Consider the following 18,184-nt stretch of genomic DNA (forward strand, 5'->3'; position numbering starts at 1 on the left):
TTTATTCCTCCATACCCTTTTCTTCATCTTTTTTCTTTCTTAGAAGTAATGCTCCTCCAACTGTAGCTAAACCAGCTCCACCTACAGTCAATAATCCAGCTCCTAATGCTCCTGTTTTTGTAATAGTACTTGGTTTCTTATTCAAAGTTATTTCATTATTTGTTGATACGCTATTTATTGATTCTTCATTTGATGTTCCACTATTTATTGTTCCTCCGTTTGTTGATTCCTCGTTTGTCGCTCCACTATTATCAACTTTTTCTATAGTTGAAATTAATTGTGCCACTTCTTGTGATACATATAACTTTTCTTTAATTAATGGCATGACTGTAGTTAATTCAGAAACTTTTCCATCTAATTCATATTTATTAGTATTTGTATATAGTTTAAGAGTTTTTCCTGTCTTCTCATTCACTAATACAACAGCACTATCATCTTCTGATTTCTCTAACTTTGTATCTGCACTCTTATCTAAATCCTCAATATTATTAAATAACTCTTTTGTTAATGATTCTAACTTTTCTTCATTAAATATCATATTTTGCATATATTTATTTACTTCTGTATTATCTACTACTCCTGTTAACTTCTTTGATGTTGTTGGTGCGTATACTCCTAAATAAACATCTTCCCCTGTATGTCCACCAGTAGTAAATCCAATTTTTCCTCTTAAAGATAAAACTTTATTTATATTATTATTATTTTCCTTAATGTTTTGTAATTCTTCACTAGTTAAGTCTATCCCATAATACTCCTTAGCAAGACTTACTATATCAGCATCAGTTTTTCCACTTATTAATGATTTGAAAGTTTCTTCTGTAATTTTTGCTTTGCTGAATAATTCTACTGTATCTTCAAATAGAGCTTGACTATAACTAAACCCTTCTGCATCTGTACCTATAGTTATACCACTATTTCCATGATCTGTAGTTACTACTACAACAGTATTTCCATCTTTCTTTGCAAACTCTACAGCTTCCTTTACCGCTTCATCAAAAGCTAATATATCAGAAATCATTCCTACTGGATTATTAGCATGTGCTGCCCAGTCAATTTTACTACCCTCTACCATTAAGAAGAATCCCTTTTCATTTTTATTTAATACATCAATAGCCTTACTTGTCATCTCACTTACTGAAGGTTGTGTTGAAGTCTTATCTGCTTGTCTATCAAAATCATAATCTAAATCCGCATCGGAGAACATCCCCCATAACTTATTAGAATTACTTTTTTCCATATCCTTATTAGTTTCTACTAGATCATAACCTTCTTCTTTAATTGTTCCTTTAACTTCATCAATAAGGTTACTAAACTCTTCATCATTCTCTATTCCATATTGATGTTTCCAGCCAATCCCTCCCCCTAATACTACATCTAAATCGTTACTAATTTGTTGACTTAATATAGACTTATAATCAGATCTAGTATTTGTATGTGCTGTAAAATCTGCAGGAGTAGCATGAGGAACTTCACAAGTCATTACTATACCTGTTCCTTTTCCTTCTAATTTTGCTCCTTCTAATATAGTAGCTAAAGGCTTATCTTCAGTAGATGTCGCTACATATTTATCATTCGTCTTATTTCCTGTCGCATAAGCTGTTCCGCCAGGTGCTGAATCTGTAACTGGCCCATTAGCCCAAGCTGTATGTGTCGCTCCAGATGCTATTTCATCCATTGCTAATGTATCATTACCATATTTCCCATCTTGTGCATCTTTATAATATCTTGCTAATGTTATAGCTTCTTGACTCATACCATCTGCCATAAGCATAATGACATTCTTATCCTCACCTTCAGCTGCATTTGCTGTATCCAATTTAACATTATTGCTTAATGACATTGTTAACATAGACCCTACAATAATGGTCGATAATAATATAGTTAGTTTTTTACTCATTACTACACCTCCAATTATTTCATTTTTATGATAATTCTTTAAATTTAAGAAAATATTAAATCAACGTAAAGTTTTGATTATAAAAAAACTACAAATATGAAGGTATATGTATAAAGATCAATTAATTTCAGTACACAGTTAAAGTGGTTTACTGTGTACCAATCATGTTTCTTATCTTACATAACTTCGTATAATATCTATATTCTTCTGATGTTCCATATCCACAGTATCACTTATTCCTCCTTCCATATGTCTTCTACTATTTATAAAATGTACATCAAAAACTCCATCCATATTATTATTCTTTATTGTATCTAAATTTTGTCCATATCCATATCCTCCTGATAACCCTCCAACTACAGCAAACGCTGGAGCTGAATCCACTCCAGCATGAGGCATTCCAGACATAGATGCTGCATAATTTTTACCACCTATATGTAAAACGATGGGTCTTTTACTCCAATTAAATCCTCCAAATATTTCTTTCATTACTTTTGTATCATCTTCTGTAATAGTTTCACAATCAGCATGATTATCTCCCATAGTTCTTATTATCTTAAACTTTTTCCCTGTATATATATCTTCTACTTCAGCTTCAGTTTCTCTAGGAAATACATCATTATTAATTTCATCCCAACATAAAAACTCTATACTATCAGTACTATCCCCTTGACTTTCATAATTAATTTTCTTCTCCTCTTCAGCTAAAGTTACATTTGTATTAACTATTGAATTACTTATTACTGATATATCTTCATCTTTATATCCATGTATAAAAGTTACTCCTAATAATAATAATATACATATGATAACTATTATTGAAACCATTTTACTTCTTTCCATATTTGTTACTGATTCACCTCACTTTTTTACTAAATCATTTTTACCCAAATCTATAGCTTTTATACTTAATACGTACATATATTGTATATATTTTATTATATTTAGGTATAATTCGACTTGATTTAATTAAAAAATTAGAGTATAGTAAATTTTTGACGTTATATTTTACAAACAAATAAGAGGAGATGACTGAAAAGTGAGAGATTCTGTTTTAGCTGCCATGCAGTATGGTCTTAAAAAACAAAAGATGTTAGAAAAAAGTAAAGGACAATTTTTCTTATATGCATTCCTTGGTGGAATGTTTGTAGCTTTTGGTGTTCTATTATATCTTTCTATCGGTGCACCATTTGTCGCTGCTGGAAGTCCTGGAGCAAAACTTGCTATGGGAGCTGCATTCCCCTTAGCTATTTGTCTTATAATTTTTGCTGGTGGAGATTTATTTACTGGTAACACTATGGCATTTACTATAGCTTTACTTGAAAAAGAAACTACTTTTAAAGATACTTTAAAAGTATGGTTATTTAGTTATTTTGGTAATGTAACTGGTTGTATAGTAACAGTATTTATATATGTTAAATCTAAAATTCCTAGTGATCAATTAATCCAATATATAAATGATACAGCTGCTCATAAAATTCATGTGGATTTTTTCCCTTTATTCTTAAGAGCGTTATTATGTAATACATTAATTTGTCTATTAATTTGGGCTGCTGTAAGAATGCAAACAGAAATAGGTAAGATTGCTGTATTCTTCTTCTGCATTCTTGGAATGATTGGTATCGGACTTGAACACTCTATTGCTAATAGTGCCACTCTTTCTCTTTCATATTTCTTAAATGGTGGAAATTCTTTAGGTAGTATTCTGTATAGTATGGCTACAGTAACCCTAGGGAATATAGTTGGTGGATGTTTCTGTGTCGGACTTCCTTATTGGTATTTAGGTAAAAAAGATAAATAAATGAATCTATAAAAAAAGCTACAACACAATAAATCAACATTGTGTTGTAGCTCTTTTTTATAATTCACAATTTTCAATTCATAATTAAGGTAGTTTTTCCTACGGAAAAACATTATAGTCATGAGTACAGAAAGTTCAGTTGGGAGAATGCACTGAATTTTATCATTTTATCGTGAATTGCTCATTTATTTATTTTATCTTTAAGATACTCTCTATTTTGAAGAACACTGGGATGATCAGGAATATACTCCGCCGCTTTCTCATTATAATAATTTGATGTATTAAAATCTCCTAGGTTAGCGTAGCATACACAAAGTTGAATATATGGTATCCATGTATAATATGCATGATTGATTAATGCCATATTATCTTCATCAGGTTTTGTATCTATTGCAGCTTTATACCAAAATATAGCTTCTCTATATTTATTTTGCTCTATAAATCTATATGCTATTCTACAACAAAAATCAGGTCTTGGCATATCATATTCAAAAGCTTCTAAAAGAGCTTTCATTTCCATATCTTTATCTTCCTTATAATTATAACAATCCGCTATTTTACTTAATGCACTTTTTACGTCCTCTACCCATCCTTTTTTTCCATCTACAAATTTTCTATACATATCTAAAGCTTCATCATATCTACCATGATCAAATAATTCATTAGCATAATAAAATTGCTCTCTTGGAGAAAATTCATCGTTATTTTTAAGCATTCCCTCATATATCCTTAAATTCCTATCTGTATATGGTTTATTCTTTTGATGTAATATTGATATATCAGATGAAATTACATTTCCATATACCTCCAGATACTCATGTACTTTACCTATCCATGAAAAATTGTTTTTTCTTTTTACCACTCTATTTCTTCTTAAAGAACTTACAGGATTATTGTTTTCATCTACAGCCAATACATAATTCATAGATACAGCATCTACAGTACTATCTAAACTGTCTTTTAATTCTTTTAACTTTTCTTTATCTTCTGGAATCAATATATCATCTGCATCTAACCAAAATATATATTCCTTACTAGCTTTGCTAAATGAATAATTTCTAGCAGCTGCAAAATCATCTATCCATGTAAAGTTGTATACTTTTGCTCCATACTTCTCTGCTATCTCAATAGTATTATCAGTAGAACCAGTATCTACTACAATAATTTCATCAATAATATCAATTACTGATTCTATGCATCTTCCTATTACCTCTTCTTCATTTTTAGCTATCAAACATAAACTTATTGTATTCATCATACACCTCAAATAATAATCACTAATATTATCCTATTATTTAAAGCGTAATATTGTTCCAAGTATAAAACTAAGAAACTCCTTTCTCTTGTCTTTTCTCCATTGTACGCCAGCTAATATAACCATAAAAATCATTTATTAAAAAAATAATAAAGCAAATAATCATAGGCAAATAATCTTTATTTTCAATTGTCGCAAGAACCCACAGAACAATTAAAATAATATCATTAGCTGCATAACCTAATGCATATAACGGACTTCTTAAAAAGGTAAGAGCGGCTGATAAAAAGCTAGTGGCAATAGATATAGTACTGAATATCATATTAGCAGTGTTGAAATATAATAGAATATAATAAAATATCCATGTTACTATCACTGTCATAATAATCAGGCAGAGTACTTTTTTTTTAGAAAGTTTTGCTGTCTTTACAACTCCTTTTTCCCCTTCATAAGGATTTTTTATCCATTGTATTGCTGATAATACTGCCATTGGCGCTGTCATTCCTAAATAAGTAATCATCTCACCATAATAACAAAAGTCCCATGAAATCAAAGCATATAAAACACTAAATAATAGCATAAGTAGCTGCCCAATTACCATTCCCTTTGCAATAAAAATAAGGGACGTTGCGCCTACTAGAGATGCAACCAATGTTAGATAATTTCCTGACGACTTAATGAAAAAAGCAATAGTAATAATGATTATAGAACTTATCCACAATATCCACTCCTGTTTTGTTAACGTAGCAAAGAGATTAAATTTTTTCATATGTTACCTCCAACTATATAATATAGCAGATACTTTTTTACATAAAAAAAGCACCCACTATACACATCTTCTATGACCTAACGATGTGTATGTGAATGCACATATGCATTCCTACCCGGTGGCAGATTTAATTTAAACTGATTATAGCAAATACAAATTTCTTTGTAAATAAATAAAACATATCGTTATTGCTACAGTCTTATTTTTAACTTTTACAAAATGCTATAGCATCTTTAAAATCAGTAAATACTTTTATTTCTTTTTCTTTTATTTTTCTTAAATAAACTTGAGCTTTCATTTTTGATATTAATCCATCTACAACTAAAGCTCCTTTATTCACTTTACTACTAATAAATAACTCTTTTAACCTTTCAATCTCATCATCATCTACTTTACCATCTACTCCTTCTAACTTTGTAGCATCTACTAAACAGTTAGTAAGTTTTGTTAGTGAGTTAATCTTACTAATTCCCTCTTGCTTCATAGCTTCTATCTCATTAGTAGTAATCTCTCCTTCTATTTTAACTTCTATATACCCTTCATTATCTCTAATATGATACATTACTCTCCTCCTAAATATAATAGCTTCTATATATTACTATTTAGGAGGAATCTTTTTTATACTATGATTTTTTAAAAAGATTCTTTATCATAGATAAAATCATTCTTAAAGCAATACCTATATAAACTAATATTTTAATAAATATATTATACTTATCATTGTAATGCTTTCTATAAAACAGAATCATCGCCCTATGAAACTCATAAGTAGTTTTAGCTTTCTTCTTTTTTGATGAGCTACCTTTATAGTGTATAATCTTTTCCTTTGGATAATACATTATCTTGTATCCAGCTTCTTTTATTCTATAACACCAATCTATATCTTCTCCATACATGAAGAACTCTTCATCTAGCATTCCAATTTTATCTATAACTGTTCTAGGTATCATCATAAATGCCCCCATTAAAGCATCTACTTCTCCTACTTCATCTTCTCCAAGATATTCCGCTGTATATGCACCATATTTCTTTTTATTCTTCATAATTTTATTAAGTTTTAAAAAATAATATAATGATGCTTCTGGAGTAGGAAATCCTCTCTTACATGCATGATCCAATGTACCATCTGGTAACTCTACTTTACATCCTAGTGCTCCTATCTCTTTATGTTGATCCATATAATTAACACAATTTTGTAAATTATCACCTATAACTTTAGTATCTGAATTTAATAAAAGTATATATCTACCAGCAGCTTTTTTAATAGCGACATTATTTCCTTTCGGAAATCCTAGATTCTCTTTAGATGCAATAAGTTTTACGCTTTTAAATTCTTCTTGTACCATTTCTACCGACCCATCTTTAGAAGAATTATCTACTACCCAAATTTCATATTCTATTCCCTTAGTATTGTTAATTACTGATTCTATTGTTTGCTTAAGTAAATCTTTAGTATTGTAATTAACTATTACTATTGATAAATCCATAAATTTTCTCCAATCTTAACTAAATCTAATATGCATTTTTATTAACAAAACCTTTAAATACAGTTAAAAATAAAATCTTTATATCAAACCAAAATGTCCAATTTTCAAGATAATAAATATCATATTCTACTCTTTTTTCAATTGATGTATCTCCTCTTAGACCATTTACTTGAGCCCATCCTGTAATACCTGGTCTAATTTGATGTTTAACCATATATTTAGGTATTTCATCTTTAAACTGATCAACAAAATATGGTCTCTCTGGTCTTGGCCCTACTAAACTCATATCTCCTACTAAAACATTAAAAAACTGTGGCAACTCATCTAAACTTGTTTTTCTTATAAATGAACCAAACTTAGTTTTTCTAGGATCATTTTCTGTAGTCCATTCAGATTTTTCTTCTTCTTTACTTTGCACCTTCATAGATCTAAATTTAAACATAGTAAAAATTTTGTTATTTAATCCGACTCTTTCTTGTTTAAATATTATAGGACCTGGCGATGTTATTTTAGTAAATATAGCTACCCCTATCATAATTGGACTAAATAAAATTATAAGGGTCAATGATCCTATTATATCAATTGTTCTTTTGACAAATTTATTTACTAAATTATCAAGAGGTATATACCTTATATTTATTACAGGTAATCCATCTAGCTCTTCTACATAAGGTTTCGCTGGTATATATTTTGAATAATCAGGAATAATCTCTGTCCTAACACCATACTTCTCTGATTTATTTATTATCTTTCCTAACTTCTCATACTCTTTTATATTTAATGTTATAAATACTTCGTCAATATCTTCTTTAGAAAATATCTCTTCTAAATCATCAATAGAACCTATTCTTTCTATTTTAGAAAATATCTCTTTCTCTCTTTCATCCATCTTAGGCATATATACGCCATCATCAACTAAACCTACAACATTATAGCCCCATTGCTTGTTTCTATTTATTTTTTCTAAGAACCTTATCGTTAACTCACTACAACCTACAATTAAAATATGTTTTTGATTATATCCTTTTACTCTCATGGAATGTAGAGATTTTCTTACTACACCCCTCTCTATAATTACCATAATTGCAGAGATTACTATAAATACTATTGAGAATGTTCTTGAGTAATCTTGTATCTTTAATATGTATATACATCCAAAGAATATAAACATTGACATAAAACATCCTGTTATAATATTCCAAGCTTCCTCTAAAAAACTCTTATGTCTAAAAGGCGAATAGAGTTTAAAAGCAGAAAAAGCAATCAATATTATAGGTAAAATTAACATTGCTGGCATTAAATACTCTTTAAAAGTTAAAATTCCACCCTCTACAATAAATATAGGATTTTTAAATTTTAAACACCATGTCATTATAAATGACAATACTATCATAACTATATCAAGAACTATTAATAGTCTATTAAAATATTTTTGATTCTCTCTAATCAAAAAAACACCACCTTACACTTTAAAAAACATTTTAAATGTATTTGCTATAAGTCTTGCTTCTATAATAAAGTAGTAAATTAAATTTTTAAACTTAAATTTAGTTTTTTCCACTTTATTTTTTGTAAATACTCCCTCCATAATACCCTCTATATATTCTTTTCCTAATGATTTTCTAAGAAAGAATATATATTTTACTATAATCCCCAATATAAGAAAAGGTAAATTAATTATTGTAAAAATTAAAGGCATGTTTTTTCTTATTAGGTATATATTATTTCTACTTGCTAACTTAACTTTAAATTTGTTATGTTTACTACCACTAGTAGCCGATACCATATGATAAACAATTGCATCATTTACATATACATTTTTATACCCATGTATATTACCTCTAAATGATACATCTATATCTTCTAAATATGCAAAAAAATTCTCATCAAAATATCCTATCTCTTCGAAAATATTTTTTCTATACAGTCCAGCACCAGCGCATGTAGAAAACACCACTTTATTTTTATTAAATTTATCTATTTTTGACCCATCTCCTCTTTTATAGGCCCATCCTAATAAATTATACTGATCTCCTGCATCATCAATTATATCTCTTTCATAAAACCTTACCATCTTTGACGATGCAGAAAAAATTTTATTATCTTTACTTACAACTGAATAAAGATTTCCAAGCCACTTCTTATCGACTTCTGTATCATTATTTAATAATGCTACAAAATCACTTTTAGAAGCTTTTATCCCTATATTTACTGCAGCTGCGAATCCTAAATTTTTATTATTTTTAATTAAAGTTATTGATGGATATCTTTCTTCTATAATCTTTACACTTTCATCAGTAGAATTGTTATCTACTACAATTATATTAAAATCCTTATAATCTTGTTTCAATAAAGATTGAATACATCCATCTATAATTTTTTCTCCATTATAATTAGGTATTATTACTGATATTTTCATATATATCTCCATCTTTTTATTTCTTATATATTATATCGTTATCCTAAATATTATACAAGAAATTGCTATATAATTACAAAGGGGCTGTTCCACAAGTTATTGTGATTCAGCCCTTTACTTGTTATGTAAATAATAAACTAAGAAATTTATTTATTTTTTTAGTAATGTTCTATCATCTAAGGAATATACTTCAACAAAAGAATTCCATACTATTAAGTATCCACGTCTTTCTACATTCAAACAGAAATCCGCACTTACAACTATCGGAACATCATCATAAGCTCTTATTGTAACATCATCTAATACATTTCTTTTTATCATAGCACATGCTAAGTACACTACTGATAAATTTTGAACACAGTTTATTCTTGTACTACACTGTTCTTTATGCATATCTATAACATCATCACTGATATTATATATTTCCTCTATACCAGCACTTTGAACTTTGTTATCTATATTTAAAATTTTTGCTCCAACAACTCCTACATCATCTCTTTGCGCGTATTGAAGCATCTCTTCTATCCAGTTATCTGTCATAACCTCGATATTATCATCTATTAATATTATATAGTCACCTTCTGCTTCTTTAACTATTCTTCTGCTTCTATGATTAAAATTTTCATTATATTCCAAAACTTTTATACCATGCTCTTGAAGTATCCTATAATACTCTAATAATCTTTCATCTAAAAAGTTATTCTCTATTACTAAAATTTCATAATTTCTATAAGTAGTTTTTTTATTAATTATGCTAATACAACTTTTTAAATCTTCTATATTATCTCCACTTGAGATAACTATAGATACTAACGGTTCACCTTCCAATTCATATTTAATCCTAAATGAATTATTTATTTCTCCAGTAAAAGCTTCACCTACAAGTCTCATTCTTCTAAGATGCTCTCTTAACGCCCTTAATCCACCTTCTAATGAGTAAAAACTTGAACTTTCTCCCATTCTTTTATGATATATAACCTTTGGCACATGTGAAAATCTATAACCTTTTTCAGCCATTTTTAGATATAAATCATAATTATCACAACCATCATATCTAGAATCTAAACCACCCATATCGTTTAGCACATTTCTCTTTATTATACTAAATATACCTATATAATTTATACTTCTTAACTTATCAATAGAAAATCTAGCCTTATAATTAGGTTGTTGATATAGTTTTGTTTTATCGTCATACATATCATCATCACAATATAATAAATCTGGCGCACCATCTCTATTTATCATATCTACAATTTCGTATAAAGCATGCTCACTTAAAAAATCATCTTGATATAAAAATGCAACATAATCTCCATCTGCTACTCTTATAGCAGTATTAATGTTTTCTGATATTCCCATATGCATTTCAAGATATATGGCTTGTATATTTTCATTCTTCTCTTCATAATCTTTAAGTATCTTTTTTACATATGATTTTTCACTGCCCCCATCCACAACTATTAATGACCAATTTGTATAACTCTGGTTAACAACAGAATCTAACAATTGCCTTAAGTATGCTTTATTAGTATTAAATGTTGTAGTTATTAACGTAATTTTAGGAACAATTCTAAATTTAGAAATATTTTTTTCAACTTCTTCTCTGGTTATCTCTTCTTTTTCTTCTGTTTTGGCATTTCTCTTTATTGTAAATTTACCTTGAGTTTCCTTAACCTTGTCCACAAACCCTTTAGATACATTTGCTATTTTCTCACCAATACCACTTAAATTTATAGATTTATTAGTTTGAGTCTTTTTTTTAATCTTTTCCGATTCTTTAGATTCTTTTAATGTCAAAGATATAAGCTTCACACATACATTATTACGATCTCCATAAGCATATACTACATCTAAACCATCTACAAATAACCTAATAACATATCTTCTTTCGCCCTTATTTTCTATAGGATCAAAGGATATATTATTCCATTCTCCATTTCTAATCTTATATATAGGTATCTCTGTAGATATAACTATTGTACGATCATCAATATCTATCAACTCTACTATAAGATTATTATCAGAATTAATGCTTCCTATTTCTAACACTATTTCGAATCCAGACAATAATGTTTCTTTAAGTACAAAAGGAATTTCAATGGCATTTAATCTATCTATAATATATCTATTATCTGCTAACTCATTTATATAATTTTCTTTAAAAAGCTTATTATATCCATGCATAGTTTATCTCCTTATTTTAATTTCCTACCTATATATAATTATACTTCAATTGTATCGTTAATCAACATTTTATACCATTTTCCCTAAAATAAAAATAAATATTGCACTTTTTCCTGATTTTTTTATATTTTTTCATAATTGTAATAAAAAAAATGCAGAATGCAATCTAAAATTGCATCCTGTATTTTTCATATTTATATAAATTACTTGTATAAATCATTATTACTATAAATATTTTTTTATTAAAACATCCCTATCTTCCTCTTTTGTTGCAATAGAATAGTCAATGTCTTCAAGAGAAAGATTTACATTAAAATAATAATCCCCTTCTATCAAGTATTTCTTCCACTTTGAATAAAACCTTTCGATTTCAAATTCAAATCTTTTTACTTTTTCTTCGGTATCCTCTGATCCCCTTGAAATTGATTCATAATGATACATCTCAACAAAAGGATTCCATACTATTAAATATCCTTTTTTCATTACTGACATACAAAAATCTATATCATTAAACGCTACCTTAAACTTTTCATCTAATCCATTAATTTCAGTGTAAACATCTCTTTTTATCATCATAACAGCTGCAGTGACAGCACTTAAATTTTGAACATACTGTAGCATACCCATATTGCCAATTTCATTTTTATATGATCCACAATATCTATGTGCAGCTAACCCTCTCATACCAATAATTACTCCAGCATGTTGTATTGTATCGTCTAAATAATATAATTTTGCTCCTACTATTCCCACATCTTTACGTTGCGCATACTGAATCATATTTTCTATCCAATCAGGAGTGATAATTTCTATATCGTTATTTAAAAGTACAATATATTCTCCTTGCGATTGTTCCACTGCAAAATTATTTATAGCTGAATAGTTAAATTCTCCATCAAATTCAATAACCCTAATTTTATCTATCTCTTTTATAGTATCATAGTATTCAAATGTTTCTTTCTCAATAGAATTATTTTCTACTACAATTATTTCATAATTAGTATATGTTGTTTTCTTTAGTATACTATTAATACATGTTCGCAATACTTCTAAATTGTCTTTATTAGGAATGATAATTGAAACTTTTTTTGAATTAATACTATATAATATTCTAAAAAATTCATCCTTACATATACTAACCTTAGCATCCAAATTTATTCTAGATAGATGCTCCTCTAATATTATTTTTCCATCTTTAATATTTGATATATTATCTTTACATATATGATATAAAACTTTTGATACATGAGTAAACTTATAACCATTTTCATATAATTTAAAATATAAATCATAATTATCATAAACAAAGTACTTAGGAAATGATTTATTTATTTTCTTTAATATATCACTTCTTATAATAAAGAATTTACCTATGTAATTTATACTTCTTAACATATCTATAGAAAAATTAGGCTTAAATTTTGGTTCTTTAAGTTCTCCACTTTCAACATCATAAATATCTTCATCAAAATATACACATTCAACATTATTAGTAACTTCTTTACTTATTTCCATAAATGCATTTTTATCTAAAATACCTTTACTATCTATAAATCCAACATATTCATCATTAATTTTATCTATAATATTATGTAAGTTGCATATTTCACTTTTTACCTTTACTTCAATATATAAATATTTCTTATATAAATTAATGATACTATCTACATAAGATTTCAGCTTTGAAGTTGTTATTATAACTAATCTTTTATGAAAACATCTTTGTAATTTTATAGAATCTAGAAAAGCACAAAATTCTTTTTTATTTCTATTATCAACTAATGTTATTAATGTACATTTAAATGTAGTATTTTCTATGCACTCCATATCATCATGCTTATTAATAAGCCATTTTTCATATTCACTTTTTTCTCTTTGAATTGGTAAATCGATTTCTTTATTTTTACCAGAGAATATATTATTAATTAAATTAATAACTCTCCATCCCCTAGATTTTTTTATTTCATCTATTTTCAATTTATATTCTTCAATTTTTTCTAGTATTTCATGATTTAAAGACTCTCGTTCTATTTTTATAAATAGATTCTCATTGTCTTTAATCACATATACCCCATCTACATTGTCTACAAATAACTCTATATTAATTTTCTTATTACATCCTAAAATTGATACATCTTTTACATCTATATTAATTTCTTTATTATTTTCTATCCTATATAGTGAGATTCGTTTTTTGTATAATTCTTTATTATTCTCTACATCTATTATTTTAGTAATTAAATTTCCTCTAGTGAACTCTTTTGTTTTTCTTAACATTAATTTCAAAGACTTAATTTTTTCTGAATTTAAGTTTAGTGACAAATCTAATTTTTCTTCTGGTGCTAAATATATAATATTATCTTCTTTCATTTATTCCTCCTTTAACATTTACATAAGTATAGTAATAGAGTAACATAACTTCATAATTATGTTACCCTATCACTATTAAAATCTATATGAAAAATCTTCCTTTGCAAGTGTTAAATTACAACTATAATATGGATCACCTTTCTCTAAAAAGTCGGCATATCTTTCTCTAAATCTATTAAATTCTCCCATAAAACGCTTTTGTTTTTCTTCAGTATCTTCTAATCCTCTACTTTTTGATTCATAATGATATAACTCAGCATATGGAGTCCATACATTAACTCTACCTGTCATTAATACTCTTAAGCAAAAATCAACATCATTATACGCTACCTCAAAAGTTTCATCTAATCCATTTACTTCATCAAAAACACTTTTCTTAATTAATAAACATGCACCTGTAACAGCACTTAAGTTTTGTGTTATTCCTAATCTTAAAAAGAATCCATAATCATTTTTATCAAATCCTCTATGTGCATGTGCTGCGGCACCTCCAAGTCCTACTATTACACCACCATGTTGAATAGTGTCATCTGGATAATAAAGCTTAGCTCCTACACACCCAACATCTTCTCTTTGTGATAATGATACCATCTTAGTTAACCATTCTTCATTAATAACTTCAACATCATTATTTAAAAGTAAAATATGTTCTCCAGAAGCAAATTTTGCTCCAAAATTATTAATAGCAGAATAATTAAATCCTTTTTCCCATGTTACCACTTTTATATTTGAGTATTTTTCTTCTATTTCTTTATAATATTCAAATGTTTCTTCTAATTCAGAATTATTTTCTATTACTATTATTTCATAATTCTTATAACTAGTTTTATTAAAAATAGACGTTATAGTTCTATTTAAATCTTCAACATGATCTTTTGTAGGAATTAAAATAGAAACTTTAGGATTTCCAATTATCTCATATTCTACTTCATAAGTTCCTATATATTTTCCATCAACAGTTTTTCCTTTTATACCCATTCTCTTTAATTGTTCATCGATAGCCTTTTTAGCAGAATCATAACAATACATTTTATTTTTAGGATTACCAGCTGTTGATCCTGAATGTACCCTCCATGAATATAAAATTTTAGGAATATGATGTATATTCTGAGCATTTTCTGTTGCTCTTAAAATTATATCGTAATCTTGACTTCCATTAAAACCATATCTAAACCCACCAATTTTATCCATCAAATCTTTTCTAAATACAGAAAAATGACAAATATAATTATAGCTTCTAAATGTATCTGGCGCAAAATCTTGCTTAAAGTGAGGATCAAATCTATAGTCACTTTTCTCATTTATCTTGTCTTCATCAGTATATATAAAATCTATAGTATTATCCTCATTTATTGCTTTTACAACTTCATATAATGCATTTGGCTCTAATAAATCATCATGATCGAATAAACCTATATAATCACCAGTAGCTATATAATATGCTTCTTGTGTATTACCATCAATACCCTTATTTTCATCAAGATACTTAACTTTTATTTTTTCATATTTTGATGAATACTCGTCTAATATCTCATTAACATGTGGTGTTTCTGAGTTACCATCAACTATACACAATTCCCAGTTAGAATAAGTTTGATTAATAACTGAATCTAGTGTTTCTATTAACAAATGTTTAGGTGTTTTATAAGTAGGAATTAATATACTAATTTTAGGTTCATACTGAAATTTATATGATCTTTGATATTCTAATTCTGAGTTAGTTGGAAGATGATTGCTTAACCAATAAGTATAATCTAATCTTTCTCCTCTAAGTTTTCCATATGCTTTTCTTAGAAAAGCTTTAAATCCCTCATCTTTTATAAACTCTTTCGCCCTTCTGATATTGGCAATATTTATATTTTTTATTATAACATAAATTAATTTAATAAATTTCTTTATACCTCTAAAGAAATTTAGTATCTTATCTCTTACATTATATAACCTAACCAAAAATCTCCATCCTGAAGAATTATATATTGTTCTTAATTCTTTAACATGCTTATCAAGTTCCTTAGCAGCAACTTTATCCATATCTTCATATTCAATTTTCATGCAAATATTATCGTTTTTATCAGAATATATATTACATTTTCCATCATCATAAGATATTTCGAAAATTAAATCTTCATTATAAATTCCTAGTACAATAGGAAATCTAACTTCTATCCATTTATTATTTATATCTTCAGACTTACCTATACTAACTAAATTTTTTTCATTATCCTTATATATATTTATAGATATTTTAGATTTTATATCTTCATCACCTATGTATAAATATATAGACTTAATATTATAAACGCTACTTACATATTTAAATTTATATGGTGATTCTTTTGATATTTCTATCTTCTTATTTGGAATCGTTCCTAAAATTACCTCGTTTTTGTTCCTCATTAGAATATTCCTTTCTTAAATATTTCCTATTTCATGATATAATTGTATCATTTCATCAACAGGACCTTCTATCATCTCTCCGCCCTTTTTAATAAATAATACTCTATCACATATCATTTTTATTGAATTCATATCGTGTGATACAAATAATATAGTTTTTTTATCTTTTTTAAATTCAAGAATCTTATTAATACATTTCTTTTGAAATGCTTCATCTCCAACTGCTAATACCTCGTCTATAACAAGTATTTCAGGATCTACATGAATTGCCACAGAAAAGGCTAATCTCATATACATACCTGATGAATAATTCTTTACAGCAGTATCCATAAATTGACCAACCTCAGAAAATTCCACTATTGAATCGTATTTTTTACTTACTTCTTCTTTACTAAGTCCTAAAATTGATCCATATAAATAAACATTTTCTCTACCTGTCAAATCTGGTTGAAACCCAGCTCCAACTTCTAATAAAGATGATACTTTTCCATTAATTATAATCTCTCCACTATCTGGATACAATATCTTTGTTACCAATTTTAAAGTTGTACTTTTTCCTGTTCCATTTTGACCTATTATACCTACTGTTTCTCCCTTATTTACGTTAAAAGAAGCATCTTTAAGAACTTGATATTTTTGTATTTCTAACTTATTTCTTCTTAAAACGAAATTTATAAATTTTTCTTTTATAGAATAGCTTTTATTTTGATATATATTGAACGCTTTACTTACGTTTTTGAATTCAATTACTGACATAAGATTTCACCTTCTTTACTATATTTCCTCTGCAAATCTTTTTTGAATCTTATTAAATACTTTAAATCCAATCCATAAAAATACCATTGCAATTATTGCTAAAGCTAAAACAACTTTTGCACTTGGAAATCTATTTTCATAAAGACATGCCCTTATAGAATTAAGTACTAATGTCATAGGATTTAAATACATTAAAGGTCTTATTTTTTCTGGTATAAGCTCCATTTGATAAATAACTGGAGTTAAATACATCCATGCCATAAATGCAACTTCAACAAAATGAGATACATCTCTATATATAACATTTAAACTACTTAATATTAATGTTAGTCCTATAGTAAAAATCAAAAATAAAAATAAAACTATAGGAAATGCAATTATTGGTATACCTATTGGTATCTTTGCAATAAATATTCCTGCAAAAAGTATAATTAATGTTATTAGATAATTTACAAAACTAGATAAAACTATTGATAGTGGAATTATTTCTCTAGGAAAGTATACCTTTTTTATTAAATGAGCATTATTTACTATAGATTGTGTTCCACCCATTATAGCAGTCTGAAATGTTGTCCAAGGTAACAACCCTGATAATATGAAAATAGGATAGTTTGGATCTGGATTCCTAAATATAACTTTAAATGCAAATGTATAAACCATCATCATAATTAATGGATTAAAAAAAGACCATACAAATCCTATTGCAGAATTTTTATATTTCAATTTTAATTCTTTTGAAGTTAAATTCTTTAACAACTCTTTTGACTGCATTATTTCCTTTATTCTTTCAACCAAAATTTTCACCCTTTCTATACAAATATATTTTCAATAGATTATACACAATAT

General features: G+C 27.3%; 14 protein-coding genes. 1 reads left to right on the top strand and 13 read right to left on the bottom strand.

Annotated features, from left to right (window positions below):
- Position 1 precedes the first annotated feature (1 nt).
- Positions 2 to 1,897: an alkaline phosphatase gene (locus CM240_RS11790; protein ID WP_051483823.1), complete on the bottom strand. Its 1,896-nt coding sequence runs from the start codon at positions 1,895 to 1,897 to the stop codon at positions 2 to 4.
- Between the two features lie 171 nt (positions 1,898 to 2,068).
- Positions 2,069 to 2,740, bottom strand: a complete 672-nt coding sequence (locus tag CM240_RS16935) for a hypothetical protein (protein ID WP_051483824.1) — start codon at positions 2,738 to 2,740, stop codon at positions 2,069 to 2,071.
- A gap of 196 nt (positions 2,741 to 2,936) precedes the next feature.
- Here CM240_RS16935 and CM240_RS11800 point away from each other — a divergent pair, with 196 nt between their 5' ends.
- Positions 2,937 to 3,698: a formate/nitrite transporter family protein gene (locus CM240_RS11800; protein WP_044039326.1), complete on the top strand. Its 762-nt coding sequence runs from the start codon at positions 2,937 to 2,939 to the stop codon at positions 3,696 to 3,698.
- 181 nt (positions 3,699 to 3,879) lie between these two features.
- On the opposite strand, the gene CM240_RS11805 is transcribed toward CM240_RS11800, so the two are convergent.
- The 11 genes from CM240_RS11805 to CM240_RS11855 form a co-directional block, all read right to left on the bottom strand.
- Positions 3,880 to 4,953: a tetratricopeptide repeat-containing glycosyltransferase family 2 protein gene (locus tag CM240_RS11805; protein ID WP_044039327.1), complete on the bottom strand. Its 1,074-nt coding sequence runs from the start codon at positions 4,951 to 4,953 to the stop codon at positions 3,880 to 3,882.
- 70 nt (positions 4,954 to 5,023) lie between these two features.
- Positions 5,024 to 5,722 carry a nicotinamide riboside transporter PnuC gene (pnuC, locus tag CM240_RS11810; RefSeq protein WP_044039328.1) on the bottom strand — a complete coding sequence of 233 codons (699 nt, stop codon included), beginning with the start codon at positions 5,720 to 5,722 and terminating at the stop codon, positions 5,024 to 5,026.
- A gap of 205 nt (positions 5,723 to 5,927) precedes the next feature.
- The gene (locus CM240_RS11815) at positions 5,928 to 6,284 is read right to left on the bottom strand and encodes an STAS/SEC14 domain-containing protein (RefSeq protein ID WP_044039329.1); all 357 of its coding nucleotides are present in this window, start codon (positions 6,282 to 6,284) and stop codon (positions 5,928 to 5,930) included.
- A gap of 61 nt (positions 6,285 to 6,345) precedes the next feature.
- Entirely contained in the window at positions 6,346 to 7,209 is an 864-nt protein-coding gene (locus CM240_RS11820; protein WP_044039330.1) for a glycosyltransferase family 2 protein, read from the bottom strand.
- Between the two features lie 25 nt (positions 7,210 to 7,234).
- The gene (locus CM240_RS11825) at positions 7,235 to 8,659 is read right to left on the bottom strand and encodes an undecaprenyl-phosphate glucose phosphotransferase (RefSeq protein ID WP_044039331.1); all 1,425 of its coding nucleotides are present in this window, start codon (positions 8,657 to 8,659) and stop codon (positions 7,235 to 7,237) included.
- A gap of 12 nt (positions 8,660 to 8,671) precedes the next feature.
- Positions 8,672 to 9,628: a glycosyltransferase family 2 protein gene (locus CM240_RS11830; RefSeq protein ID WP_044039332.1), complete on the bottom strand. Its 957-nt coding sequence runs from the start codon at positions 9,626 to 9,628 to the stop codon at positions 8,672 to 8,674.
- Positions 9,629 to 9,778: 150 nt separating this feature from the next.
- Entirely contained in the window at positions 9,779 to 11,815 is a 2,037-nt protein-coding gene (locus CM240_RS11835; RefSeq protein ID WP_044039333.1) for a glycosyltransferase family 2 protein, read from the bottom strand.
- 225 nt (positions 11,816 to 12,040) lie between these two features.
- Positions 12,041 to 14,185: a glycosyltransferase family 2 protein gene (locus tag CM240_RS16940; protein ID WP_051483825.1), complete on the bottom strand. Its 2,145-nt coding sequence runs from the start codon at positions 14,183 to 14,185 to the stop codon at positions 12,041 to 12,043.
- Positions 14,186 to 14,260: 75 nt separating this feature from the next.
- The gene (locus tag CM240_RS11845; protein WP_084485432.1) at positions 14,261 to 16,582 is read right to left on the bottom strand and encodes a glycosyltransferase family 2 protein; all 2,322 of its coding nucleotides are present in this window, start codon (positions 16,580 to 16,582) and stop codon (positions 14,261 to 14,263) included.
- A gap of 15 nt (positions 16,583 to 16,597) precedes the next feature.
- Positions 16,598 to 17,338 carry an ABC transporter ATP-binding protein gene (locus tag CM240_RS11850; RefSeq protein ID WP_044039334.1) on the bottom strand — a complete coding sequence of 247 codons (741 nt, stop codon included), beginning with the start codon at positions 17,336 to 17,338 and terminating at the stop codon, positions 16,598 to 16,600.
- A gap of 18 nt (positions 17,339 to 17,356) precedes the next feature.
- Positions 17,357 to 18,142, bottom strand: coding sequence for an ABC transporter permease (locus tag CM240_RS11855; protein ID WP_242838480.1), 786 nt, complete (start codon positions 18,140 to 18,142; stop codon positions 17,357 to 17,359).
- Between the last annotated feature and the right edge of the window lie 42 nt (positions 18,143 to 18,184).

The sequence above is a fragment of the Clostridium bornimense genome (genome assembly GCF_000577895.1).
GTDB classification, from domain to species: domain Bacteria; phylum Bacillota; class Clostridia; order Clostridiales; family Clostridiaceae; genus Clostridium_AN; species Clostridium_AN bornimense.

Bases quoted from the DNA above. Each gene is read 5' to 3' on its own strand.
- pnuC (WP_044039328.1), bottom strand. From the start codon at position 5,722: ATGAAAAAATTTAATCTCTTTGCTACGTTAACAAAACAGGAGTGGATA.
- CM240_RS11805 (WP_044039327.1), bottom strand. From the start codon at position 4,953: ATGAATACAATAAGTTTATGTTTGATAGCTAAAAATGAAGAAGAGGTA.
- CM240_RS11850 (WP_044039334.1), bottom strand. From the start codon at position 17,338: ATGTCAGTAATTGAATTCAAAAACGTAAGTAAAGCGTTCAATATATAT.
- CM240_RS16935 (WP_051483824.1), bottom strand. From the start codon at position 2,740: ATGGAAAGAAGTAAAATGGTTTCAATAATAGTTATCATATGTATATTA.
- CM240_RS11820 (WP_044039330.1), bottom strand. From the start codon at position 7,209: ATGGATTTATCAATAGTAATAGTTAATTACAATACTAAAGATTTACTT.
- CM240_RS16940 (WP_051483825.1), bottom strand. From the start codon at position 14,185: ATGAAAGAAGATAATATTATATATTTAGCACCAGAAGAAAAATTAGAT.
- CM240_RS11790 (WP_051483823.1), bottom strand. From the start codon at position 1,897: ATGAGTAAAAAACTAACTATATTATTATCGACCATTATTGTAGGGTCT.
- CM240_RS11815 (WP_044039329.1), bottom strand. From the start codon at position 6,284: ATGTATCATATTAGAGATAATGAAGGGTATATAGAAGTTAAAATAGAA.
- CM240_RS11830 (WP_044039332.1), bottom strand. From the start codon at position 9,628: ATGAAAATATCAGTAATAATACCTAATTATAATGGAGAAAAAATTATA.
- CM240_RS11845 (WP_084485432.1), bottom strand. From the start codon at position 16,582: ATGAGGAACAAAAACGAGGTAATTTTAGGAACGATTCCAAATAAGAAG.
- CM240_RS11835 (WP_044039333.1), bottom strand. From the start codon at position 11,815: ATGCATGGATATAATAAGCTTTTTAAAGAAAATTATATAAATGAGTTA.